General features: G+C 73.3%; 24 protein-coding genes. 14 read left to right on the top strand and 10 right to left on the bottom strand.

Annotated elements, in window-relative coordinates:
• Positions 1-50: 50 nt before the first annotated feature.
• Entirely contained in the window at positions 51-2783 is a 2733-nt protein-coding gene (locus VFZ92_RS03215) for an ATP-binding protein (RefSeq protein ID WP_330874152.1), read from the bottom strand.
• Positions 2784-2863: 80 nt separating this feature from the next.
• On the opposite strand from VFZ92_RS03215, the gene VFZ92_RS03210 reads away from it, so the two are divergent.
• Positions 2864-3343, top strand: a complete 480-nt coding sequence (locus VFZ92_RS03210; protein ID WP_330874151.1) for an SRPBCC family protein — start codon at positions 2864-2866, stop codon at positions 3341-3343.
• Positions 3344-3524: 181 nt separating this feature from the next.
• Here the strand turns inward: VFZ92_RS03210 and VFZ92_RS03205 are convergent, their stop codons facing one another.
• On the bottom strand, positions 3525-4178 hold the full coding sequence (locus VFZ92_RS03205; protein WP_330874150.1) for a TetR/AcrR family transcriptional regulator: 654 nt from the start codon (positions 4176-4178) through the stop codon (positions 3525-3527).
• 130 nt (positions 4179-4308) lie between these two features.
• Positions 4309-5139: a class I SAM-dependent methyltransferase gene (locus tag VFZ92_RS03200; RefSeq protein ID WP_330874149.1), complete on the bottom strand. Its 831-nt coding sequence runs from the start codon at positions 5137-5139 to the stop codon at positions 4309-4311.
• Between the two features lie 83 nt (positions 5140-5222).
• On the opposite strand from VFZ92_RS03200, the gene VFZ92_RS03195 reads away from it, so the two are divergent.
• On the top strand, positions 5223-6212 hold the full coding sequence (locus VFZ92_RS03195) for a PHP domain-containing protein (RefSeq protein WP_330874148.1): 990 nt from the start codon (positions 5223-5225) through the stop codon (positions 6210-6212).
• A 4-nt stretch (positions 6213-6216) separates the two neighbouring features.
• On the opposite strand, the gene VFZ92_RS03190 is transcribed toward VFZ92_RS03195, so the two are convergent.
• On the bottom strand, positions 6217-7152 hold the full coding sequence (locus VFZ92_RS03190) for a hypothetical protein (RefSeq protein ID WP_330874147.1): 936 nt from the start codon (positions 7150-7152) through the stop codon (positions 6217-6219).
• A gap of 253 nt (positions 7153-7405) precedes the next feature.
• Between VFZ92_RS03190 and VFZ92_RS03185 the strand changes: the two genes are divergently transcribed.
• The 5 genes from VFZ92_RS03185 to VFZ92_RS03165 are packed head-to-tail and all read left to right on the top strand — an operon-like array spanning position 7406 to position 10348.
• Complete coding sequence (locus tag VFZ92_RS03185; protein WP_330874146.1) at positions 7406-7663, top strand: hypothetical protein; 258 nt, start codon at positions 7406-7408, stop codon at positions 7661-7663.
• Complete coding sequence (locus VFZ92_RS03180) at positions 7663-8067, top strand: ATP-binding protein (protein WP_330874145.1); 405 nt, start codon at positions 7663-7665, stop codon at positions 8065-8067. Before VFZ92_RS03185 ends, VFZ92_RS03180 begins: the two co-directional genes overlap by 1 nt.
• A complete protein-coding gene (locus VFZ92_RS03175) occupies positions 8064-8804 on the top strand; it encodes a SigB/SigF/SigG family RNA polymerase sigma factor (protein WP_330874144.1) in 741 nt (246 codons plus the stop codon). Before VFZ92_RS03180 ends, VFZ92_RS03175 begins: the two co-directional genes overlap by 4 nt.
• A 52-nt stretch (positions 8805-8856) precedes the next feature.
• Entirely contained in the window at positions 8857-9294 is a 438-nt protein-coding gene (locus VFZ92_RS03170) for a DUF4383 domain-containing protein (RefSeq protein ID WP_330874143.1), read from the top strand.
• A 52-nt stretch (positions 9295-9346) separates the two neighbouring features.
• The gene (locus VFZ92_RS03165) at positions 9347-10348 is read left to right on the top strand and encodes a hypothetical protein (RefSeq protein WP_330874142.1); all 1002 of its coding nucleotides are present in this window, start codon (positions 9347-9349) and stop codon (positions 10346-10348) included.
• Positions 10349-10942: 594 nt separating this feature from the next.
• Here the strand turns inward: VFZ92_RS03165 and VFZ92_RS03160 are convergent.
• Complete coding sequence (locus VFZ92_RS03160) at positions 10943-11944, bottom strand: DNA topoisomerase IB (RefSeq protein ID WP_330874141.1); 1002 nt, start codon at positions 11942-11944, stop codon at positions 10943-10945.
• 78 nt (positions 11945-12022) lie between these two features.
• Here VFZ92_RS03160 and VFZ92_RS03155 point away from each other — a divergent pair, with 78 nt between their 5' ends.
• Positions 12023-13105 (top strand): glutamate--cysteine ligase, encoded by a 1083-nt coding sequence (locus VFZ92_RS03155; RefSeq protein WP_330874140.1) that lies wholly within the window; start codon positions 12023-12025, stop codon positions 13103-13105.
• Positions 13106-13182: 77 nt separating this feature from the next.
• Complete coding sequence (locus VFZ92_RS03150) at positions 13183-13575, top strand: STAS domain-containing protein (protein ID WP_330874139.1); 393 nt, start codon at positions 13183-13185, stop codon at positions 13573-13575.
• Here the strand turns inward: VFZ92_RS03150 and VFZ92_RS03145 are convergent.
• The 4 genes from VFZ92_RS03145 to VFZ92_RS03130 all read right to left on the bottom strand — a co-directional run bounded on the left by VFZ92_RS03145 (position 13572) and on the right by VFZ92_RS03130 (position 17523).
• Positions 13572-13910, bottom strand: a complete 339-nt coding sequence (locus VFZ92_RS03145) for a hypothetical protein (RefSeq protein ID WP_330874138.1) — start codon at positions 13908-13910, stop codon at positions 13572-13574. The genes VFZ92_RS03150 and VFZ92_RS03145 overlap by 4 nt on opposite strands.
• Before the next feature lie 70 nt (positions 13911-13980).
• Positions 13981-14436, bottom strand: a complete 456-nt coding sequence (locus VFZ92_RS03140; protein WP_330874137.1) for a nucleoside deaminase — start codon at positions 14434-14436, stop codon at positions 13981-13983.
• Positions 14437-14452: 16 nt separating this feature from the next.
• On the bottom strand, positions 14453-17077 hold the full coding sequence (locus VFZ92_RS03135; RefSeq protein WP_330874136.1) for a CHAT domain-containing protein: 2625 nt from the start codon (positions 17075-17077) through the stop codon (positions 14453-14455).
• 107 nt (positions 17078-17184) lie between these two features.
• Complete coding sequence (locus VFZ92_RS03130) at positions 17185-17523, bottom strand: hypothetical protein (RefSeq protein ID WP_330874135.1); 339 nt, start codon at positions 17521-17523, stop codon at positions 17185-17187.
• Between the two features lie 9 nt (positions 17524-17532).
• Between VFZ92_RS03130 and VFZ92_RS03125 the strand changes: the two genes are divergently transcribed.
• The 5 genes from VFZ92_RS03125 to VFZ92_RS03105 all read left to right on the top strand — a co-directional run bounded on the left by VFZ92_RS03125 (position 17533) and on the right by VFZ92_RS03105 (position 22636).
• Positions 17533-18378 carry a S8 family peptidase gene (locus VFZ92_RS03125; protein WP_330874134.1) on the top strand — a complete coding sequence of 282 codons (846 nt, stop codon included), beginning with the start codon at positions 17533-17535 and terminating at the stop codon, positions 18376-18378.
• Positions 18379-18517: 139 nt separating this feature from the next.
• A complete protein-coding gene (locus tag VFZ92_RS03120) occupies positions 18518-19129 on the top strand; it encodes a sigma-70 family RNA polymerase sigma factor (RefSeq protein WP_330874133.1) in 612 nt (203 codons plus the stop codon).
• Entirely contained in the window at positions 19107-19559 is a 453-nt protein-coding gene (locus VFZ92_RS03115) for a hypothetical protein (RefSeq protein ID WP_330874132.1), read from the top strand. The genes VFZ92_RS03120 and VFZ92_RS03115 overlap by 23 nt, the downstream gene beginning before the upstream one ends.
• 184 nt (positions 19560-19743) lie before the next feature.
• Entirely contained in the window at positions 19744-20538 is a 795-nt protein-coding gene (locus VFZ92_RS03110) for an SAM-dependent methyltransferase (protein WP_330874131.1), read from the top strand.
• Between the two features lie 52 nt (positions 20539-20590).
• Positions 20591-22636 carry a diguanylate cyclase domain-containing protein gene (locus VFZ92_RS03105; protein ID WP_330874130.1) on the top strand — a complete coding sequence of 682 codons (2046 nt, stop codon included), beginning with the start codon at positions 20591-20593 and terminating at the stop codon, positions 22634-22636.
• A gap of 157 nt (positions 22637-22793) precedes the next feature.
• On the opposite strand, the gene VFZ92_RS03100 is transcribed toward VFZ92_RS03105, so the two are convergent.
• Positions 22794-23336: a snapalysin family zinc-dependent metalloprotease gene (locus VFZ92_RS03100; RefSeq protein ID WP_330874129.1), complete on the bottom strand. Its 543-nt coding sequence runs from the start codon at positions 23334-23336 to the stop codon at positions 22794-22796.
• Positions 23337-23408: the final 72 nt, after the last annotated feature.

The following is a 23408-nucleotide window of genomic DNA, read 5'->3' as shown; positions in this document are numbered from 1 at the left end:
CGAGCCAACCGCGTGACCGGCGCCACCGTGAAGTACGGAGACCACGACAACTAAGGCATCGCGTCCAGGACGCGGGCGAGTTCGAGGCGGGAGGAGACGCGCAGCTTGCCGAAGACCCGCGACAGGTAGACCTCGACCGTCCGGGGGCTGTAGTGCAGCGCGGCGGCGATGTCGCGGTTGCGCATCCCCTGCTGCACCAGCCTGGCCACGTTGTCCTCGGCCGGGGTCAGCAGGCCCGGCGCCCTGGTCCGCGCCCTCGGCACCTTCGCGCCCAGCTCGCGCAGCCGCGCGCCCGCCCGCCTGCGCGGGCCGTGCACGCCGAGCCGCTGGAACGTCGTGTACGCCTCGGTCAGGTCGTCCACCGCGGCGCCGTCGACCAGGCCGAGCGCGAGCTGCGCGCGGGCCTTCTCGAACTCCAGCCCGCCCGTGGCCGCCTCGTCCACGGCGCCGCGCAGCAGGTCGGCGTCCCGCTCGACCGTTCCCGTGACGCGCAGGAACGTCGTCCGCGTCCACGGCGCGCCGCGCAGTTCGGAGACCTCCCGGAAGCGGTCCAGCACCCGCCGGGCGCCGTCGGCGTCGCCGCGCGCCAGGTCGATCTCCATCATCCGGCCGAGCAGCACGCAGCTGTAGGCGGCCTTGCCGAGCGCGTCCACGGCCGTCTCGACCACGTGCCGGGCGCCGTCGACGTCGCCGCGCGCGGCCAGGTACCCGGCGAGCGCCATCGCGTAGAGCCGCGACATGGTCGGGCTGACCGGTGGGGCCGTGGCCGCCAGCCGGGCGGCGAGGTCGAGTTCACCGCGCCACGTCCTGATCTCCAGCTCGATCGCCCGCACGCCCTCCAGCAGCATCAGCTCCTGCCGGGTGCCCAGCTCCGCGGTGGCGCTCCCCAGCCGGTCGACGCACGCGTCCCACCGGCCGCCGAGCCAGTCGAGCGCGACCCCGGTGACCTGGAGCTCGCCGCGGAACGCCGTCTCGCCGATGTCGTCCACCAGCAGCTCGGCGCGGCGCAGCCGCCAGTCCGCGTCGTGCACCAGCCCGGACAGGGCCGCCGTCGACGCGCACACCGCGAGCGCCTGGAGCTCCAGCACCGGCTGGCCGTCGCTGGCCCGCAGCGCGCGGTTCGCGTACTCCACCGTCTTCTCGTGCTGGAACAGCATGGACGCCACCATCGCCAGCTGCTCGAACACGACCACGCCCTCGGCAGGCGCGAACGCGGGCAGCGCCTCGATCCGCTCGCTCTCGGCCAGCGCGTCGTCGTAGCGGCCGGTGAACACCAGCAGCAGCGCCCGCTGCGCCAGGATCGCGGGCGCCGCGGCTCCCGCGCGGATCTCGTCGTCGGCGAGCGCCAGCGCCTCGTCCAGCCTGCCGACGGCGAACAGGCTGGAGAGGACGGCGGTCGTGACCCGGTCGCGGTCCGGACCGGCGGGCAGCGCGGCGAGCGCGGCCAGTCCCGGTTCGACCGCCGCCGCGGGCCGCGACGCCCGCGCGAGCACCCGGCACCGCAGCGCCAGCAGTTCGGCGTGCCGCGGTGAGCCCGCGGGCACCAGCGGCAGGGCGCGCTCGCACAGCGAGGCCGCCGTCTCCGGTGCCGTCGCGCGGGCCAGGGCCGCCGCCTCGGTCAGCACCCGCACGGCCACCTCGTCACCGGGGTCCGCGGACTCGGCCAGGTGCCACGCGAGCCGCACGAGGTCGACCGGCAGGCCCCTCTCCCGGTCGGCCAGCAGCCGCGCGCCGACCAGTCCGTGCAGCCGACGCCGTTGCGCCGGACCGACCTCCTGGTACAGCGCCTCGCCGACCAGCTCGTGGGAGAAGCGGTAGCCGCGGTCGTCGTCGCGCACCAGGACGTGCGCGCGCAGCAGGTCGTCGAACGCCCGCGCCACCGTCGCGCCCGGCAGGGACGCCACGGTGGCCAGCAGGCCGATCTGGTCCAACCGCACGCGCCGCAGGATCGACACCGCCCTCGCCACCGCGCGGGTGTCCGGTTCGAGCGGCGCGACCCGGCGCAGCACGGCGTCCGCGCGGGTGAGCCGGATGTCGTCCGGCGCCGCGGTCAGCCGCGCGGTGTCGCCGTCGATCGCGACGAAGTCCAGTTCCCGCAACGACCTCGCGATCTCCGTGGCGAAGAACGGGTTGCCGTCCGCGCGCTGCCGGACCTCCCGCGCGAGCGCCTCGTCCACGGGCGAGTCCAGCACCTCCTCGACGACGTGGCCGATGTCGTCGTCCGACAGCGGTTCCAGCGCGAGCGCGCGCACCTCGGCGTGCCGGTCGAGGCGGTCCACGAGGTCCGAGCGGTCGTGGGAGCGCGCGGCGGCCAGCACCGCCAGCGGCGCGGACGACAGCCTGCGCAGCACCACGGCGAGCAGGGAGAGCGAGTCGTCGTCCACGTGGTCCAGGTCGTCCAGCACCAGCGTGACCGGTCCCGAGCCCACCAGCAGCCGCTCCACCAGCTCGCACGAGCGGCCGAACGTGCTCGGTTCGGTCAGGTCCATCGCCGCCAGCGCGGCCCGCCGCACCTCGTCCAGCTCGGCGGGCAGGTCGTCCGCCGCGCGCAGCGCGCTGGTCAGCGCGGCGTAGGGGATGCGGCGGCCGAGGTCGTCCGACTCCGCCACGAGCACGCGGCGGCCGTCCTCGCGCAGCCTGCGGACGGCCGCGCCGAGCAGGCTGGACTTCCCGATGCCCGCCTCGCCGGACACCAGCACGGCGATCACGCCGGTCGCGGGCACCCGGTCGACGGCGTCGAGCAGCACCGCCAGCTCGGCTTCCCGACCGAAGATCGACGGCACGACGACGACACCTCCCAGCTCCGCTGACGGGCACTCACACCCTACGGCCTCGTACGATGGTCGCCGAGGCGGTGAGGCCGGTGATCGAAGTCGTGCGCAGCGGGCGGGTGGCCGCGTCGCCGGAACGCGTGTGGCGCCTCGTGTCCAGGCCGGAACGCGCTCCGGAGCGGCTCAGCCCCACCGAGGGCGTCGACATCATCTCGGGCAGCGGGTGCGGCCAGCGGTGGCGCGGGCACGGCCGGTGGGGCGAGCGGCCGTCCGAGGTCGACGCCGAGGTGGTCGAGCACCGCAGACCCCTGGTCGTGGCGTGGCGGCACCTCGCCGAACGCGTGGACGGCGAGCCCGCACCCGTGTTCGCGGCCAGCACGGTGTTCCGGGTCGAGCTGGAGCCGTCGGGCGGGGGAACGCTGGTGCGGCCGCGGTCCGTCCAGGAGCCCGCGTCGGCGGTGCGCGGGGTGCTGGTCAAGCTGTTCGGCAGCAAGGAGATCGCCTGCGGCGTGGAACGCGCGCTCGCGCGGCTGGCGGACGTTCTCCGACCACCGGGCAAACTGGTCCCGTGATCCCTCGTGGGGCAAAACCCTTCTGAGCACAGCGTTCCACGGACGGGACCACGAGCGTCGACGGCGTGGAGGGCACCGCGCGCCGGACACCGCGCTTCCCGCGCACCGGGCGGTGGTGCGCGGCTCGACGTGCGTGACCGGGCCGGTGCCTGCGTTCCCGGCGCTCCGGTGGACGACGTCCCTACCGACCCCGCGCTGACGCGGTGCCGTAGACCGACCGCAGCCAGACCGTCGTCAGCGTGTCGACGAGCCTGCGGTCCCGCACCGGCGAACGGCGGGACAGCGACTGCGCGTAGCAGGCCTGCTCGTTCATGTGCTCCAGGACGGTCACCAGCGACCGCGCGTCCGGCGGTCCCGGCAGGGCGACCCCGGCCGCGCGTTCGCGCTCGATCTGCTCGGCCGCGGCGTCGACGAAGCGGCGGCCGACGTCGGACCAGAACTCCTGCATCCGGGGGTTCACGTCGCGGGCGCGCATGGCGGCGCGCAGCACCGGGCCGTGGTGGCGCCACAGCGCGACCGTGGCGGTGAGAGCCCGGCGGATCGCGTCCTCCGGCGGCTCGCTTCCGCGCCGCAGCCACAGGCCCGCGCACCCGTGCAGCTCGACGGCGACCTGTTCGGACAGCGCGTGCAGCACGGCCTCGCGCGACTCGAAGTGGAAGTAGAACGTGGACCGGGACACGCCCGCGCCCGACGTCAGCTCGTCGACCGCGATCTCGTCGAGCGACCGGGACTCCAGCAGCCGCTCCGCGGTGTCGAGGATCGCCTGCGACGTCAGGTCGCCCTTGCTGCGCTTGCGTCTCGACGCGACCTGGTGCACGGGTGTGCGTGGGGGCATGGCGGCCATCCTGGTCCACTCGTCGCGGCACGGCAACGGTTTCACCAGCACGTTCGATTCAGAAGGCCTGGCGCGGCCACAGGAGACGGAGCGGTCGTCCCGAGTGGATCCCGGCGCGTGGCCGACGACGTCAGACGTGGGCGGGACTTCTCGGTTCCGCCACGGTGAAGCGGACCTCCGTGGCGAGCACCAGGTCGCCTTCGGACGACCGCGCCGCCTCGATCTCGGCGAAGGCCGCGGCCCGCGCGCGGGGCAGGTGCCCGGCGGGCACGCGGGCCAGCAGGTCGCGGCCCCCGTTCGCCCACACCCACTCCAGCCAGTGCTCCGGATCGCGGAACCTGATCTCCCGCACGTCCTCGGTGATCACCACCCGCTCGTACCCGTGCCCGGTGACGAACCCGCGGATCGACGCCTCGTCGTGGAACGGTCCGCGCCGCGCGCCCACCTCCGGGGCGAAGCGGCCGATCGCGGCGAGTGCGCGGGTGAAGGCGGGGTCGGGCGCGGCGACGGTGCTGAACGCGATCCGCCCCGCGGGCCGCAGCAGGGTCGCGTAGTGGCGCAGCGCCGCAGCCGGGTCGGACAGCTGGACGATCATCAGGTCGGCCAGCACGACGTCGAAGGAGCCCGGCTGGAAGTTCGGCTTCCCGGCGTCGTCCAGGCGCACGTCCGACCCGTTCCAGTGCCGGGCGCGGACGCGGGCGCCCGCGAGCTGCACCATGCCGGGCCGGTGGTCGACGCCCATCACCGAGCCGTTCTCCCCCACCGCGTCCAGCGCGGCCAGCAGCGTCGAGCCCCGGCCGCAGCGGACCTCCAGGACGTGCTCGCCGTCCCGCAGCCCCGCGCGCTGCACGAGGACCGCGCCCATGGCGGGGGAGCTGTCGACGGCGAAGCGGTCGTGCCCGCGCGCCGACAGGTCGAACGCCGCGACGGTCGACGACTCCAGCAGCTCGGACGGTCCCACGGACCGATTGTCCCGCTCGCACGTTTCGGGCGTGTTGCCCGCGACGGGTGCGCCCTGCCGCCGAACGGGTGGACACTGGGGGTGTGGATCCCCTCCGGGCACTGCGTCAGGTCGCGTTCCGGCTCGAACGCGCGGGCGAACCCACCTACCGGGTGCGGGCGTTCCGCCGGGCCGCGGACATCGTCGCCGGGCTCCCCGCCGGTGAGGTGGACCGCCGGGTCGCCGCGGGCACGCTGACCGACCTGACCGGCATCGGCAAGGCCACCGCGAGCGTGATCGTGGACGCCGTGGAGGGCCGGGAACCCGCCTACCTCGCCAAGGTCGGCGCTCCCGAGCCGGTGTCCGGCGGCCACGAGCTGCGCGCGGCGCTGAAGGGCGACTGCCACACCCACTCCGACTGGTCGGACGGCGGCAGCCCGATCCGCGAGATGGCCGAGGCGGCCCGCGACCTCGGTCACGAGTGGGTGGCGCTGACCGACCACTCGCCGAGGCTGACCGTGGCGAACGGCCTGACCGCCGACCGGCTGCGCAGGCAGCTGGAGGTCGTGGCCGAGCTGAACGTGGAGCTGGCGCCGTTCCTCGTCCTCACCGGCATCGAGGTGGACGTCCTCGACGACGGCTCGCTGGACCAGACCGACGAGCTGCTGGAGCGGGTCGACGTCGTGGTCGCCAGCGTGCACTCGAAGCTGCGGATGCCGGAGCCGGAGATGACCGAGCGCCTCCTGACGGCCGTGGCGAACCCGCACGTCGACGTCCTGGGCCACTGCACCGGCAGGCTCGTGGTCGGCAAGGGCCGTCCCGAGTCCACGTTCGACGCCGACGCGGTCTTCGAGGCGTGCCGCGAGCACGGCACGGCGGTCGAGATCAACTCCCGCCCCGAACGCCGCGACCCGCCGACGCGCCTCCTGCGACTCGCGGTCGCCACCGGCTGCGACTTCGCCGTCGACAGCGACGCCCACGCCCCCGGCCAGCTCGACTGGCTCGTCCACGGCTGCGAGCGCGCCGAGGCCAACGGCGTCACCGCCGACCGCGTGATCAACACGCGGTCGGCCGCCGACCTGCTGGCCCGCTGACCCGCTACCCCCGCAGCGGCACCCGTGCCCGGACCTCGGCGAGACCGGCGAGCGGCCAGGAGACCAGCAGGTCGAGCACACCGCCGTCGGGCCGGGTCACGACGAAGGTGCTGCGGTCGTGGAACCGGCCCGGCCCGCTCCCACCGCCGACGGAGCCGCCGTGGGGTCGGAGCAGGTGAGCGCCCCGGCCGCGCACCTCGGCGACGGACGCCCGCACGCTCGCGCCCTCCTCGCGCGGCGGCGGACCGGTTCCGGGGAAGGCGCGCAGGCCGACGGCGACCGCCGTGGTGCCCCGCGCGATGCTCAGCACGTCCAGGGTCAGCACCGGACCGACGACCGTCACGCCGGCGAGCACGACGACCGCGTCGGCGGAACCGTGCAGCACGACGGGCGCCGCCACGGCCACGCCCTCCTCGACCGCCAGGTCGAGCGGACCGGCGTCGGCGAGGTGGCGCTCGAACTCCTCCGCCACGGGCACGCCGACCCGCGGCCCGTCCCAGACGGACGTGCCCGCCGCCGCCACCAGTGCCCGCGACGGCAGGGGCAGCGGGAGCACCGCCTCCGGAAAGCCGATCTCCGGCCAGGCCAGCACCAGCGACACCTCGTCGAACAGCGGCGGCAGCAGGTAGACGCCGCGGTGGACGGCGGGAGCGGTGGGCGAGGTCGAGCGCGTCTCGGACACCACGTACTCCCACCGCGCCCGATCGTCCGGCCCGAGCCACCCCACCCGCAGGTCGAGGCCTTCGTCGTAGGCGGGCAGCAGGTGCCGCGGCGCCACCGGGGGCCGGACCGCGACCTCCCGTGCGACGCGCGAGAGCAGTTCCAGCGTGAGCCCGGTCGGTCTGGCCACCGCCCGCACCACACCGACGCTCAGCTCCGGCCGCCGCACCAGCACCCCGCCGGGGTGCGCCACCACTCCCAGGACCTCGATCGGTTCCACCCGTCCACCTTGCCCGCCGGCAGCACCCGGCGGTGTCGCCCGACCGTGCGACAGCGGGCGTCGTGGTCGCCACCGGCCGACCGTGGTCCAGACCCTTCGCGACCGACAGAATCCGCTCACGCTCCGTGACAACACCTCGGGCCTGCCACGACTGGGTCGTCACGTCCTGTGTGGACCTGATCAGGTCGATGTGTAGACGTCGAACCTCTGGGTACTCCGCTCCCGACGGCAACCGAATCCCCAGGAGGTTCTGGTGACCACCATCGAGAAGTCGGTCGGCGTCCGGGGCCCGGCGAGCACCGTCGAGCACACCGCGGAGGACACCCCGCACGACGGCGTCGTGACGTCCAACCGACCCGGCGAGCGGACCGACGAGGTGAACCCGACCACGACGGTGCCCGACGTCGTCGCGCACGACCGCACCGGACCCGGCGTCCTGGGCGGACCGGGATCGCCCACCGCGGGCGGGCCCAGAGAGCACCGCGCCGACGACGGACAGCACATGGCGTGATGAACGCACAGGAGCAGGGCCCCGCCACGACGTCGGACCTCGACGTCCGCGTCCCGGCGGGGCCCGCTCATCTCCCCAGCATCCGGATCGTCACGGCGGGCATGGCGGATCGAGCGGCGTTCGACGCCGACATCGTCGCCGAGCTCGTGCTGGCGGTCGACGAAGCCTGCTCGCTGCTCATCCGCCGGGCCGCCGAGGGCGCCCGGCTCACGTGCCACTTCGCCGTCGAGCACCACGTGCTGCTGTTCCGCGCGCAGGTGTCCTCGCCCAGCACCTGGGTGCCGAAGACGACGTCGTTCTGCTGGCGCGTGATCAGTTCGCTCGCCGACTCGGCGTCCACGATGGTCGACGCGGACGGCGTGCTGCACATCGAGCTGCGGCGGCGGGAAGCGGCGTTGCGATGATCCAGTACCCCGCCATGGAACCGGTGTTCCGCGAACTCGCCAAGACCGACCCGGAACGACCGAGGTTCCAGGAGCTGCGCGACCTGCTCGTCACCTCCCACCTGCCGGTCGCCGACCACATCGCCGACCGCTTCGCCGACCGCGGCGAGAACCCCGAGGACCTGCGGCAGGTCGCGGCGGTCGGCCTGATCCACGCGGTGGACCGGTTCGACGTCGGCCGCGGCATCGAGTTCCTGGCGTTCGCCGTGCCGACCATCACCGGCGAGATCCGCCGCTACTTCCGCGACCTGTGCTGGACCGTCCGCGTGCCGCGCAAGCTGAAGGAGCTGTGCCTCGCCATCGACGCCGCCCGAGCCGAGCTCGGTGAGCTGCTGGGCCGCGCGCCGACCCCGAGCGAGGTCGCCCGGCACCTCGGCGTCAGCGTCGAGGACGTCTACGAGGGACTGCACGCCGGCAGCGCGTACCACCTGCTCTCCCTGGACGACCTGCCGGACGAGGAGCTGGACGACCAGCTCCAGGCGGACGACCACGAACTGGAGATCGCCGAACTCCACCACGCCCTCAACCCCATGCTGCGCGGCCTGCCCAAGCGCGAGCGCCGCATCGTGATCCTGCGGTTCTTCGAGGACAAGACGCAGACCGAGATCGCCCGCACCGTCGGCGTCTCGCAGATGCACGTCTCCCGCCTGCTGGCCCAGTCGCTGGAGAGGTTGCGGAACCTGCTGGAAGAAGGATGAGCGCTGGTGGTCCCCTGGTGGTAGGACTGGGGTTCTCCTCCAGGATGGGGTGGTGGCCGTGGCGGACTCCCGGTTGACCGAGTTGGCGTGGCCGCAGCGCGCGGCCCTGGGGCTCAGCGTCCTGCTGCTGCTGTTCGGCCTGGCGGGCTTCGCCGTCACGGGCTTCGACGACTTCACCGGCGCCGGCCCCGACTACGTGCTCGGCCTGCGCGTGAACCCCTTGCAGAACACCATCTACCTGATCACCGGCCTGATCGGCACCACCATGTGCTGGCGCCCCCGCTCGGCGCGCGTGTTCGGCGCCCTCATGGCACCGGTGTACCTGGTCGTGTTCGCGATCGGCGCCCCCTCGGGCGAGGTCGCGGGCACCGGCCCGTTCAACGCCAACAGCGCGGCCGGGTTCGTCCACCTGGCGATAGGGTTCGCCGCCGTGGTGATCGCCCAGGCCTGCGTGCGCGTGGAACAGCTCAAGCGCCATCACGAAGCGTGAACACCCACCCCGCGGGGTACCTCACACGGGAACCGATCTGAGGAGCACCGCCATGGACACCGGAGATCTACGAGGACTGGTCCACGGCAGCGGACCGTTCACCTCCGTGTACTACGACGCGTCGAGCCTGGTCGACCTGCGCTGGCGCGCCATGCGAGACCAACTGGAAGCGCAGTCCGCGACCGACCAGACCCTCGCGGTCCTCGCGGAAGCCGTCCTGACCACCCCCACCCCGCAGGGCTTGGCGGGCCGGGCCCTGATCATCGCCGACGACGGCATCGTGCTGGACCGCTACCTCCCCCTCCCCCCGAACGGCTACACGGCCCGACTCTCCCCCCTCCCGTACCTGCTGCCCCTGGTGGACCTGGCGGAACCGATGGTCCCCCACGTGATCGTGCACCTGGACCACCTGGGAGCGGACCTCAGAGGCGTCGACCACTCCGGCCGCTCGGTCGCGGTGGCCACCGTGGGCGGCAGGATCCCCCCGACCGGCGAACGCCTGCGAGCGGCCGAACTGTCGGACATCACGGAGGAAGCGATCCGCCTGGTGACCTGGCTGCACGCCCCGCTGCTGATCCTCGCGGGCCCGCTGCGCGCACGCCGCACCCTCAGGAACGCCCTGCCGGCGGGCCACAACCACATCATCGTGGAGGTCGAAGCCACTCCCCGCTCCGGCAACACGAACCTGGACAACGTCGTCCACCACCTGGCCAGCCGCCGCAACCACGACCAGCACAGGACCATCGTCGACCGCTTCCGCGACGAGTCGAGCCGCCTGACGGGCACAGCGGTGCACGGCCTGCGAGCCGTCTCGGCGGCACTGAGCGCGGGCGCGGTGGACACGCTGCTGCTCAGCGACACGGTGGTGGGCGAACGAACACTGTGGGTGGACCCGGCAGGCAACCAGATCTCCGCGACCCCGCACACGGGCTTGATCAAACAACGAGCAGACGAAGTACTCCCCCACGCGGCAGTGGCCACGCACGCGGACATAGTCCTGGTGGGCGACCGCCTCAACCTGCACGAGGACGTAGGCGCACTACTGCGCGACTGAAGCAGTCCAGAACCACAACGCACGCAAGACGCGAGAAGACCCGCCCCACAACGAAATCGAGACCACTGCCCGAAACCGTGGCCGATTCTACTCGGGGGATTTGCCCCTTGCGCTGGTGGATCGGGCAGGCCACCGCCTCTGCCCGCAAGCCCGATCAAGGGGCGAACCGAGGGGCCCCCGAGTCAAATCGGCCACCCCGCTGGAACCAGCGGCCACCCCGTCCAACGGGACCGGCAGCCACCCCGACCGACAGACCCAGCAGCACCGCCCTCCGACAGGACCGGCAGCCACCCCATCCAACGGGACCAGCAGCCACCCCGACCGACAGACCCAGCAGCACCGCCATCCGACAGGACCGGCAGCCACCCCATCCAACGGGACCAGCAGCCACCCCGACCGACAGACCCAGCAGCACCGCCCTCCGACAGGACCGGCAGCCACCCCATCCAACGGGACCAGCAGCTACCCCATCCGACGGGACCAGCAGCTACCCCATCCCCGAGGACCAGCACCACCCCGACCCGGCAGCCGCGCGACCCGACGGACCACCTCACCCCGACCCGACGGGACCAGCAGCCGCACCACCCGACAACCTCACCCCTTCAACAACCGCACCACAGCCCTCTCCACCGCACTCCGCCCCTCCCCCGTCTCCCACTCCCCACCAACCTCCCGCACGACGTCCCCCACGGTCCGCCCCTCCTCGAACCCCTCCACCACCCGAGGATCCACATAGGACTTCCGAGCCACGGCGGCCGTGTTCCCCAGCTCCTCGGCCACTTCCCGCATCACGGCCGCCTCCACCCTGGCCACCCCCCGCCCGGACCCCGGCCTCTCCACCCGCCCGAACGCCACAGCGGCCAACACCGTCGCGTGCCACGTGCGGAGGTCCTTGACCGAGTACCCCTCCCCCACCATCTCCTTGAACCGCTCGTTCACGTCGTCCGACCGCACCTCGCACCAGTCCCGCCCGCTCCGGTGCACCAGCAACCGGTCCGACCCCGACCGGGACCTCCGCAACGACCGGACGACAGCGGCCAACGCGGAATCCTCCAGGCACCGCGCGAACTCGACGCCGCTCTTGGCCGGGTAGCGGAACTCCACCACGTCCTTCCGCACCGCGACGTGCGACCGCAGCAGCGTGGCGACGCCGTGCGACCCGTTGTCCTGCTGGTAGCTCTCCCCACCGACCCGGAAGATCCCCCGGTCCAGCAGGTGCAGCGCGACCGCCAGCACCCGGTCGCGCCCCAACCCGGAACCGCCCATGGCACGGGCCACCTCCTCGCGGAACGCGGGCAGCGCGGGCGCCAGCTCCAGCACCCTCGCGTGCTTCTCCGCGTCCTGCTGCTCCCGCCACGCGGGGTGGTAGAGGTACTGCCGCCGGCCTGCGTCGTCGGTGCCCACCGCCTGGATGTGCCCGTTGGGGTGCGGGGAGATCCACACGTCCCGCCACGCGGGCGGGATCGCCAGCGACGTGACGCGCTCGCGGGCGTCGGCGGCGACGGTCGCACCCGCCTGGTCGGTGTAGGTGAAACCGCGACCGCGCCTGGCCCGCCGCCAGCCGGGACCGGTCACGTCGCTGCGCCGGAGTCTCATGATCGACCTGTGCCCACCCGTGCGGGATCCAAACCCGGATCGGGGGTTGGCGGTCCACCCGAACGGGTACAGGCAACCATGACCCCCCTTTGGACCGTCGGTGTCGAACAGGAACTCTTCCTGGTGGACCCCGTGTCTCGACGTCCGGTGCCCCTCGCGCCCGAGGTGGTGGCCCAGGCCGGTGACACCTTCGACGTGCAGCGCGAGCTGACCCCGTTCCAGATCGAGGTTGCCACACCGGTCTGCGAGACGCCTGGCGAGCTGCTCGACCAGATCCGCGCCGGGCGTGAGCACCTCGCGAAGGCCGCGAAGTCCGCGGGCTGCCTGCTCATGGCCTCGGCGATCCCGCCGCTCGGGAAGGCGGGCCCGCCGCCGGAGTCCGACGACCCCCGCTACCGGCTGATGGAGGCCTCGCACCGCAAGCTCCTGGGCGGCCAGGGCGTGTGCGGGTGCCACGTGCACGTCGGCGTGCCGGACGCGGACACGGCGATCACGATCTCGAACGCGATCCGGCCGTGGCTGCCGACGCTGCTCGCCCTGACGGTGAACTCGCCCGTCATGGACACCGAGGACACCGGCTACGCGAGCTGGCGCGCGATGATCTGGTCGAGGTGGCCGGGAGCGGGCGCGCCGCCGCACTTCGAGTCGGCCGCGCACTACGAGCGGCTGGTGCGGGCCCTGATCGCCTCGGGCGCGCTGCTGGACAAGGGGATGGTGTACTGGGACATCCGCCCGTCCGCCAACCACCCGACCGTGGAGGTCAGGGTCGCAGACCTGCCGCTGACCGTGCGGGAGGTCGCCGTGTTCGCCGAGCTGGTCAGGGCGCTCGCGATGACCGCCGCGGAGAACCCCCCGCGGGACGAGCCGGTGGACCCGGTGCTGCTCCGGGCGGCGACGTGGCGCGCGGCGCGGGACGGCATCGACGGGCGGGGCGTCGACACCCGCACCGGCGAGCTGGTGCCCGCGCACGACCAGGCGGCGCGGCTCGTCGCCCACACGGCGGACGCGCTGCGCCGGACGGGTCAGCTGTCCACTGTGGAAGAGCACCTGGCGTGGTTGCGCGCCAACGGTTCCGCGGCCACGAGGCAGCGCGCGGCGCTCCGGCGCGACAGCGACCCGCGAACGCTGGTGGACCAGTTGGTCTCGTGGACCCTGGACTAGGGATGACCACCCGCCTCCAGCGGGTCTACCGTAGGTGGACTGCCGGAACCGGCAGCCCGAACTGAGAGGAGACCGGTGTGCCCGACCCCACAGCGACGGGAGCGACCGCGCCTCAGCCCGCCGTCCTGGCTTCTGTGCGGCTGAACAGCGCGGAGCCCGGAATGGTGGTGCTGCACGTGTCCGGCGAGCTGGACACGACGAGTGCCCAGGAGCTCGCCCTGCCGCTGCAGGACCAGTTGACCGAGGGCAACAGGACCGTGGTCGTCGACCTCGGTGGTGTGCGCTTCCTCGGCTCGGCCGGACTGGAGGCGCTGGTCGTCGGCCAGCAGCGGGCGTCCGAGCTCGGCATCGCGTTCATCGTCGTCGCGTCCAGCCGCGCCGCACTGCGGCCGATCGAGGCCACCGGCCTCGATTCCGTGTTCACGCTGGTCAGCAGCGTCGAAGAGGCCGCTGCGAAGCACTCGCGCTAGACCAGCGAGCGCCTGACCGTCCGGATGGCGCAGCGCACCGCCCCCACCGTGGGCAGTGCGCTGCGCCCCGGCTCGACCACCCAGCGCGCCGCGCCGGTCTCGATCCGCCGCGGCCCGTCCCAGCAGCGCACCGCGGGCGGCAGGACGTAGCGCTGCCGCGGCTCCGGCTCGGGGTCCGCGAGGAACAGCCAGCGGGACCGCGCCGCCGCCAGGATCGGCCCGAGAGGCCCCGCGAACGTGAGCTGGTGACTCACCTCCCCCGCCCACCCGGCGGGCACCTCGACCGCCACCACGCCCTCGTCCAGCAGCAGTTCCCCACCGTGCCATCTCCACATGCCGGGTGATCTTCACCAGGGCACGTGTCCGGAACGTGTCGTGCCGCGACGCGGCGTGTTACGGGGTGTTTCAGCCCGTCCCGCCGTCCTCGCCGATGTCCTCGAACCACAGCTCGGGCCGCTTCTCGATGAAGTCCGTCATCAGCGCCACGCACTCCGGGTCGTCCAGGACAGCGATGTCGACGCCGTGCTCGGCGAGCCAGTCGTGGCCGCCGGAGAACGTGGTCGCCTCGCCGATCACGACGCGCGGGATGCCGAACTGGCGCACCAGCCCGCTGCAGTACCAGCACGGCGACAGCGTCGTGACCATGATCGTGTCGCGGTAGCTCGCCCGCCGCCCCGCGTTGCGGAACGCGGCCGTCTCGCCGTGCGTGGACGCGTCGCCGTCCTGCACCCTCCGGTTGTGACCGCGGCCGAGCAGCGTCCCGTGCGCGTCGAACAGCGCCGCGCCGATCGGGATCCCGCCCTCCGCGAGCCCCGCCCTGGCCTCCTCGACGGCTACCGCGAGCATCTCCTGTGCGTCCATCGGCCCACGCTAGCGCTCACCCGGCGCCGAAGCAGACGAAGCCGACGCTCGCCGAGTACGCCGTGTCGCCGCCGTCCGAGTGCTCCCGCTGGGCCTGGGCGAGGGCCACGGCCGGCGACACGCCCTCGCCGAGCCTGCGGTGCAGGTCGACCATGAGCGGCGTGGTCATCTCGGTCGGCACGGGCATGACCGGCGCGATCAGCGTCGCCGTGCCCAGACCGAGGAGCGCGGCGGTGAACCCCATCAGCTCGTCCCCCGGTCGCACCGCGGACATCCCCGAGTCGCACGCCGACAGCACCACCCGCGCGGGCGGGGTGCGCAGCCGTTCCAGGTCGTAGACGGTCAGCGGTCCGTCGGCCAGCTCCAGCGCGGAGAACAGCGGGTTGTCCGCGCGGAACGAGCCGTGCGCGGCCACGTGCGCCAGGGGCGCGCCGTCCATCGCGGCGGCGACCTCGTCCACGGTCGCCCTCCCGTCCACCAGCACCCGCGCGCCCGGCACGTGCTCGGCGACGGCGCCGATCTCGGTCGGCGCGGCGGGCAGGCGCGGCCCGGCGGCCAGCACGGACCGGTCGGACGGGCGCGGCACGCGCGACTGCGTGGCCGCCCGCAGCCACACCGTCGCCGACGGGGCCACGGTCACCGAGCGGCCCTCGTTGCCCGGCAGCACGGACCACGGCAGGCCGTTGAGCACACCGGTCGGCGCGATCACCAGCGCCCGGCCGTCGACCCGGCCGCGCAGCGGCGCGAGCAGCCGGTCCGCGAGCCGCCGGGCGGCGTGCGCGGAGGTCGACCGCAGGTGCGACCGGTCGACCGACGTCGGCAGCGTCACCATGCGGTGCAGCGCGAAGCGCAGCAGCCGGATCTCCCGCACCGCGCCCTCGACGTCGCCGATGCGGTGCAGCGACGCCCGACCGCCCGCCACGACGACCGCGAGCAGCTCGTCGTCGAGGTGCACGTACTCCACCAGCGCCGCGTCGCCCAGCGCCCACGCCAGGTCCCGCACGGCGGGTGGCCGGTGGATCGCCCCTCCGCCGCTGACCTGGCGGCTCAGGTCGCGGACCCGCTGCTCCATCCGCACCTGCCGCTGCCGCAGCGCCCCCGACGCCCTGCCCGCCAGCAGCGCGCCCTCCAGGTCGGCGGTCACGGCCCGCAGCTCGGCCAGCGCGTCGGCCACCGCCGAGTCCTCGGGGGGCCGCGCGGGCGTCATCCGCAGCGCGCCCGCCCGCCAGCTCTCCGCCCAGCTCAGCACCTTCGCCGCGTGCCCGGTCGAGACCGCTCCCCGCAGCCCCGCCAGCGCCAGCTCCTTGCCCTGCGCCCCGGACAGCGCCCGCAGCTCCGCCGCGCCGAGGGACACCCGGTACTCGTCGAGCAGCGCCAGTCCCCGCCGCAGCGCCGTCTGCGCGCCGCGGGTGTTGCCGTCCAGCTCCCGGCGCAGCGCCTCGGCGTACCAGCCCTGCGCGCGGTTGGCCGCCGTGCCGCCACGCCGGGCCGCGCCCGCGACCTCCAGGTGCTCGCGCGCCAGCGCGGTGTCGCCCAGGTCGCGGGCGATCAGCGCCGCGTCGACCCGCGCCTCCAGGCCCGGTGTCCGCCAGCCGAGCCCCTCCAGCCGGTCGGCCACGGTCGCCATCGCCGTGCCCAGCCGCCGCGACCTCCTGCCGCTCAGGTACGCCGCGTGCAGCTCCGCGTGCCGCGCGCCCGCCTCCCAGACCTCGCGCTTCTCCCGCCGGAACCCCTTGCGCGCCTGTGCCGCGAACTCGACGGCCTGGTCGAGGTCGCCCTCCAGCAGGGCGATGCGGGCCCGGTAGAACAGCGCCTCCGACCGGCCCAGCACCAGGTTGCGGCCGCTCATCTCGGCCAGCGCCCGGTCGGCGGCGGCCCGCGCCTCCTCCACCAGCGGCACCGACACCAGCAGCTCCAGCCGGTTGATCAGCAGCAGCGGCCGGGGCACCTCCAGCCGCCGGTACTCCAGCTCCGCCTCGGCGAACATCGTCAGCGCGCGCGGGATGTCGCCCGCCCGGACCGCGGAGATGCCCGCGTTCCACCGCACGTCCGCGACCGCCAGGTCCTGCCCCAGCTCCCGGTAGAGCAGCGCGGACCGGTCGAAGTCCTCGTCCGCCGCCCGCAGACCACCGGTGTACGCCCGCAGCAGGCCGCGGTTGTTCAGCACGCGCGCCTCGGTGAGCCGGTCGTCGAACCGCCGCACGACCTCCACGGCCGCGTTGTACTCGCGCAGCGCCTCGTCGTAGCGGCACAGGTAGTGCAGCACGATCCCGCGGGTCGTCCGGCCGCTGCCCGCGTCCTGCCCGTGCAGGTCCGGCAGCGCCGCGGTGATCGCGCGCAGCGCCTGGGCGTGGCGGCCGGTGTTGGACAGCACGAACGCCAGGCTCATCCGCGCCAGTGCGGTCAACCGCGCCGAATCCGCATTTTTCGCGATCCGGATCGATCGCCTCAGGTGGCGTTCGGCGGCGTCGAAGTCGTGCAGTTCCCGGAACGACAGCCCGATGGCGCGTTCGGCCAGCGACGCCTCCTCGGCGTCCCCCTCCGTTCGTGCGCGACGCAGCGCCGAACGGCCCATCTCGATTGCCGCGTGCGGATCACGTTGTCGCGCGTCCAGCGCATCAGCGGCGGAAACATCGGCCACCCGCGTACTTTATCGGTCCCATGATTGGGAACGTCGTTGTGGTAGCTTGATCACGCTGTTCGGTTGCCGCATGTCCACCTCCGCGACGTTGTTGTGAGGCTTTGGTGTCAAAATCGTCGGACCGCGCCGAGCTTTACCTGAAAGCACTTGACCAGCTCATCGCCAAGGATGAACGCATTCGGCTGCACGCCGAGCCGGGTCGGGAGTTCCTGTTCCGTCCGGGCCAACTGCTGGTCACCACCGAGGACCTCCAGCGGGTAATCGCCAAACTCCGCGAAAACGGGTTCCGATTCGAATTGGGCAAGGGCTTCCTCGGTTTGGAACGGGTGATTCTCCCCAACAATCGCGACGACATTCCGCGGATCGTGCGACTGCTGCGGGACCCGAAGACCTGGCCCGGCGAGCGCATCCCGCTGGTCCAGCCGCACCACCTCACCGTCGGGCACGGCGGCAACATGCACGGCTGCCCCGGCGACCGCCCCCGGCCGACCGACCCGCTGCCCAAGCCGGGCAAGCCGGACCGCGGCAAGGGCGTGACGATCGGGGTGATCGACACCGGCATCTCCGCCACCGCCGCGACGGACCACCCCGACTGGCTCGCGGGCTGGTACACCCCGCAGGCCGACGACGTCGACACGGCCTACGACCACGGCGACTTCTTCGCGCTCCAGGGCGGGCACGGCACGTTCGTCGCGGGCGTCGCGCGGCAGGCCGCTCCGGGGGTCCGCTTCGACCCGGAGGTCGCGCTCGACCCGAACGGCCTCGGCGACGAGGAGTCGCTCGCCACCGCCATCACCGGGCTCGGCCAGGGCGTGCAGATCGTCACCATGTCGCTGGGCTGCTTCACCCTGGACAACGTGGCGTCCGAGCCCGTCCGGCGCGCGGTCAACCTGCTGCCCAAGGACGTCGTGGTCGTCGCGTCCGCGGGCAACCAGGGCACCGAGCGGCCGAGCTGGCCCGGTGCGCTGGCCAACGTCGTCGGCGTGGCCGCGCTGGCCCAGAACGGCGACGGCTCGATCGTCCCGGCGTGCTACAGCAACCACGGCCACTGGGTGGACCTGTGCGCGGTCGGCAACCGCAGCAGCACCTACCTCAAGGGCGAGTGGCAGCTGCCCGGCGAGCCGACGCCCGAGGTGTTCGACCGGTACGCCTACTGGGCGGGGACCTCCTTCGCGACCCCGCACGTGTCCGGGACGATCGCCGCGCTGATGACCGCGAACGGGATCAGCGCGCCGCAGGCCCGCGACCTGCTGCTGGCGGGCCCGGAATTCCACCCCGGCTACGGCGTCCAGGTCCCCTGATCGGTCGAAAGACGACACCGACGTGTATCTGACGAGCGCTTGGGCGCTCCGCACCCTGTGGCAGCATTTCGAAGGTCCCCGGCTGCGGAGCCGGCCATCAGACAGGCACGTCAGTCCCTGCTGAACAAGAGGAGGGGACGTGACCCCTGCATCCCCGATCGCCGCGCTCGTCGAGGCGGCGAGCGCGGGCGACCAGCGTGCCTGGAACGAGATCGTCGACCGCTACACGCCGCTGGTGCTGTCGGTGATCTACCAGCACCGGTTGCGCCCGGCGGACGCGGCGGACGTGAACCAGACGCTCTGGCTCCGGCTCGTGGAGCAGATCGGCAGGCTCCGCGAGCCGGACGCGCTGCCCGGCTGGATCGCGACCACGACCCGCAACGAGTGCCTGCGCATGCTGAAGCTCCAGCAGCGGACCCAGCCGTTCGACCCCCAGGCGACCGACGAGCAGTCGGTGGCCGTGGACCAGGGCGACGTCGAGGCCGAGCTGCTGGCGGCCGAACGGCGGCAGGCGCTGCGGGACGGGTTCCGGATGCTGTCCGAGCAGTGCCGGGAGCTGCTGGCGAAGCTGATGGCCGACCCGCCACCGAGCTACGCCGACGTCAGCGCCCAGCTCGACATGCCGATCGGCAGCATCGGGCCCACGCGGATCCGCTGCCTGAACAAGTTGCGCAAGACGCCCGCGATCCTCGCGTTCACGGGCGCCACCCCGGAGGGAGGTGTGCTCGGTGCAGCACTGGGACAGCGATGAACGCCTGCTGGGGGACCTCCACGCCGCGCTGACCGAAGCGGCCTCCGTGCCCGCCTCGTACCTGGAGGCCGGCCGGGCCGCGTTCGCGTGGCGGACGATCGACGAGGAGCTGCTGCTGCTCACCAGCTACGACTCGATCCTCGACACGGAGCTGGCGGGCCGGGCGCGGGCCGTGCTGACCGCCAGGCAGCTCGTGTTCGACGCGGACGGCTTCTCGTTGCAGGTGGAGGTGACGGAGGCCGGGATCGCGGGCCAGCTCATGCCGCCGAGCCGGGCCGTGGTCGCGCTGCTCACCCCCGGCGGTCCCGCCGAGGAGACCACGGCCGACGAGTTCGGCTCGTTCCTGCTGGGCCCGCCCCCGCCCGGCCCGATCCGCCTGCGCTGCACCGTCGACGGCACCACCGCGCAGACCGACTGGATCTGCGTCTAGCCCCGTCGTGTTCCCCCCGCGGTCCACGACGGGGCTGCCGTGCTCCTCGACCGCGTCAGCCGGTGTTCTGCCGCGCAGAAGGGTGAACCGCCCTGTCATCCGTTCGGGCGATGGAATTGGTCAGTAAGGTGATTCCCGTTCGCGATATCCGGGTGAGGGTGGGCGGTGCGGGATGGTCGACCGGGTGAGCTGGGTGCCCGAAGGGGTCAACGTCGATCTGCCCAGTTCGGCGCGGATCTACGACTACCTCCTCGGCGGCGGCCACAACTTCGCCGCCGACCGCGACACGGCCGAGCAGCTCATCAGGGTCCTCCCGGTGCGGGACATGGCCCGCCTCAACCGCGCCTACCTGCGCCGCGCGGTCCTCGAACTCGTGGACCTCGGCATCCGCCAGTTCCTCGACCTCGGCTCGGGCATCCCGACCGTCGGCAACGTGCACGAGGTCGCCCAGGAGGCCGACCCGACGTGCCGCGTCGTCTACGTGGACTTCGAGCCGGTCGCGATCACGCACGCCGAACTGCTGCTCGCCGACGACCCGAACGCCACCGCCGTCCTCGCCGACCTGCGCGACCCCGCCGCGGTCCTGTCCGCGCCGGAGACGCGGCGGACGCTGGACCTCGACCAGCCGATCGGGCTGCTCGCGGTCGGCGTGCTCCAGTTCATCCCCGACGAGGACGACCCGTGGGGCGTGCTGGCCCGCTACCGCGACGCGCTGTGCTCCGGGAGCTACCTGGCGCTGTCGCACTTCACCCCGGACCGGATGCCCGAGGCGATGGCCGCGGGCGCCGGTGTCTTCCGGAACACCGCCGAGCCGATCACGCCGCGCACCGCCGAACAGGTGCTGCGGATGATGGACGGCTTCGACGTGATCGAACCCGGTCTGGTGATGACGCCCGAGTGGCGTCCCGAATCACCGGACGAGGTGGGCGACGACCCCGGTCGCGCCAACCTCTACGCGGTGGTCGGCCGGAAGCCCTGACACCCGGCCGCTCCTCCCCGCCAGTCCGGACGACGCCCACCGAGAAACGACGATGAGCACGATCCCAGGTGCTGCGCAGCCCTCGGACGGTCCGCCCCCGCCCGAGGTCGGCCCCGCTCACCCGCCCACGGGTGAGCGGTGGTCCAGGGCGCTCGCGCGCACGGCGTACTCGCCCACGTCGCGCCGGAGGATCCGGCGGCACGTGGACGGCCACGTGACCGCGCTCGTCGCCCTGCTCGGGGCCGAGGACTTCACCGCCGAACCCGCGCACGCCATCGGCGCCTGGCTGGTGGAGTCCCGCTACACCGGGCCGCACAGCCTCCAGACCACGGTGGACGTCCTGGGGCCCGCCCTGCGCACGCACCCGGACCTGGTGGACGTGCCCGACCTGGAGGACCGCGTGGTGTTCGTCCTGGGCGCGCTGGCCGCGGGGTACGCGAACGCCGTGCGGGAGCAGATCTTCGAGGAGCAGGAACGGGTCCGCAACGCGCTGCTGCTCACCCTCGGCGAGACCCAGCAGAGCCTGCACGACAGCGAGGCGCGGTTCCGGCAGGTGTTCTCCAGCTCCGCCGTCGGCATCGCGATCCTGGACCTCGCGGGCGCGCTGGTCGAGGCGAACCCGGCGCTGGCGCGGATACTGGGTCACGAGGTCGACGCCCCCGACGAGGTGTTCGCCCCCGAGGACCTCGACGCGCTGCGGACGTCGAGCCACGCGATGCTGGCGGCGCTGGACGACACCACCAGGTCCGAACGCCGGTTCACCGGTCCGGCGGGCGACGAGATCTGGGCGAACGTGGTGCTGTCGGTGGTGCGCGACAGCGACGAGCGGCCGAAGTACTTCGTGGCCGTGCTGGAGGACGTGACCGATCAGCGACAGCTCCGGGAGTACCTGCGGTTCCAGGCGCTGCACGACGTGCTGACCGGTCTGCCGAACTGGCAGAGCTTCCTGCCGCACCTGGAGAAGGTGCTCGGCAAGCTCCGCACCCCGAACACCGTGACCCTGTGCTACCTCGACGTGGACAGCACGGCGCTGCTCAACGACGGCCTCGGCTACCGGGCCGGGGACCGGGTCCTCACCGCGGTCGCCCGCAGGCTGAGCGCCGCCGTGGCGGACGAGGCCGCGATGGTGGCCAGGGCGGGCGGCGACGAGTTCGTCGTGCTGATCGAGGACTCCCCCACCACACCGAGCATCTCCGAGCTGGCCGCCCGGATCGACGCCGCTCTCACCGAACCGGTCGAAGTGGACTCGACGCGGACCACCGCGGTGTCCGCGGGCATGGGCTTCGTCCGCACCTCGGCGCGCGGCGCGGACGCCATGACCCTGGTGCGCCAGGCGCACAGCACCCTGCGGCGCGCGGAGGCCAAGGGCAAGCGCCAGTGGGCGTACTACGACCACGACCTGGACGCGCTGGACCGGCCGCGCCTGGAACTGGTCGCCACGCTGCCCGGCGCGCTCGCGGCGGGCGAGGTCTACACCGAGTTCCACGCCGTCGACGACGTGGTGCTGACCGCGCGGCTCCGCTGGGAGCAGCCGGACGACACCGTCGTCACGCACGGGGAAGTCCTGCTCCAGGGCGATGAACTGGGCCACACCATCCCGCTGGGCGACGCGCTCCTGACGCAGGCGTGCGCCAGGGCGGCCGAGCCGGGCGAGCACCTCCCGGTCCTCGTCCGCCTGTCGCCCGACCACTCCCGCGACCCCGACCTGACCGCCACCGTCGGCCGCGCGCTGACCGGCTCCGGTCTGGCCCCTGACCGGTTGTGGCTCAGCCTGTCGCTGCGCGGGCTCCACGGCGAGGAGGGTCAGGACAACCTCGCGGTGCTGGCCGACCTCGGCGTGAAGGTGTTGCTGCACGACCTTTCCGGCGCACTGGCCGAACTGTCCACAGTGGAGTCGTCGAGACCGCACGCCGTGGCGCTCGGCCCGGTGCCGGAGGGCGCGCTGGCCAGGGCCGCCGCGACGGCCCTGGTCCCGCTGCTGCGCGCGACGGGCGCGCTGGTGATCGCCGACGAGACGACCGGCGAGCAGGACGAGTGGCTCCGCTCGGTCGGCGTCGACCTCCTGCTGCCACCGCAGCCGGAGATCGAGGAGTACTAGCCGGGAGCGTGCTCCACCTGTTCGGCGGACGGCCGGCCGGGTGGCCGCGTGGACCGCTCCCGCGGAATACCGCGACCGCGAGACGCCTGCCAGGGCCCGGAAAAGCCCCGGCGCCCCGCTCCGCAGGAGGAACGGGACGCCGGGGCGGTGGGACCGGTTAGTCCACGAACTCGCGAGCCCAGTCGGCGGTCGCGCCGATCCTGGCGGTGCTGAAGGCCGCCTCGACCTCCGACTTCTCCCGCGCGTTCGGGTACGGGTTCGTGCAGGACACACCCGCGCTGCTGCCCGACATCAGGCTGGTGCACGGGCCGGGCTTGCGGTCCGGCTGGCCCAGGATGTGGCCCAGTTCGTGCGAGGCGATGCGGATGGCGTTGTAGCCCTGGTCGGTGGCCTGGCGGCCCATCCAGACGCGGCCGTTGCCGAGGCTGGTCGTCTGCGCGCGCGGCCAGCCGTCGTCGGCGATGATGCGGATGTTGGCGGAGCTGGACGTGGTCGACACGAGCCGGACGTTGACCACGCTGGAGTTCCAGATCTGGGCGCCCTGGTCGACGGCGGCCTTGAACTCCGCGGCACCGCTGGCGTTGTAGGTCAGGGTTCGGACAGCGGCTACCTCGACGTCCGGCGTCGCGGAGGCGGTCGGGGCGTGCAGGCTGATGAGCCCGACGGCGACCACCAGCGCACCCGTGAGTTTGCGCAGCACGGTGATTCTCCTCGTTGCAGGGTGGATCATGCAGGGAATTCGACCGTAACGACGTCGCGGAGCAGACCGCAA

This window comes from Umezawaea sp. (assembly GCF_036375055.1).
Lineage (GTDB): Bacteria > Actinomycetota > Actinomycetes > Mycobacteriales > Pseudonocardiaceae > Umezawaea.
Note: the sequence above shows the minus strand (reverse complement) of the source record. Positions and strands in the feature narration are given on the sequence as shown.

Coding starts and splice junctions, on each gene's coding strand:
- VFZ92_RS03165 (WP_330874142.1), top strand. CDS start 9,347: ATGGACACCGGAGATCTACGAGGACTGGTCCACGGCAGCGGACCGTTC.
- VFZ92_RS03105 (WP_330874130.1), top strand. CDS start 20,591: ATGAGCACGATCCCAGGTGCTGCGCAGCCCTCGGACGGTCCGCCCCCG.
- VFZ92_RS03145 (WP_330874138.1), bottom strand. CDS start 13,910: ATGTGGAGATGGCACGGTGGGGAACTGCTGCTGGACGAGGGCGTGGTG.
- VFZ92_RS03155 (WP_330874140.1), top strand. CDS start 12,023: ATGACCCCCCTTTGGACCGTCGGTGTCGAACAGGAACTCTTCCTGGTG.
- VFZ92_RS03205 (WP_330874150.1), bottom strand. CDS start 4,178: ATGCCCCCACGCACACCCGTGCACCAGGTCGCGTCGAGACGCAAGCGC.
- VFZ92_RS03180 (WP_330874145.1), top strand. CDS start 7,663: ATGAACGCACAGGAGCAGGGCCCCGCCACGACGTCGGACCTCGACGTC.
- VFZ92_RS03125 (WP_330874134.1), top strand. CDS start 17,533: ATGCACGGCTGCCCCGGCGACCGCCCCCGGCCGACCGACCCGCTGCCC.
- VFZ92_RS03160 (WP_330874141.1), bottom strand. CDS start 11,944: ATGAGACTCCGGCGCAGCGACGTGACCGGTCCCGGCTGGCGGCGGGCC.
- VFZ92_RS03175 (WP_330874144.1), top strand. CDS start 8,064: ATGATCCAGTACCCCGCCATGGAACCGGTGTTCCGCGAACTCGCCAAG.
- VFZ92_RS03140 (WP_330874137.1), bottom strand. CDS start 14,436: ATGGACGCACAGGAGATGCTCGCGGTAGCCGTCGAGGAGGCCAGGGCG.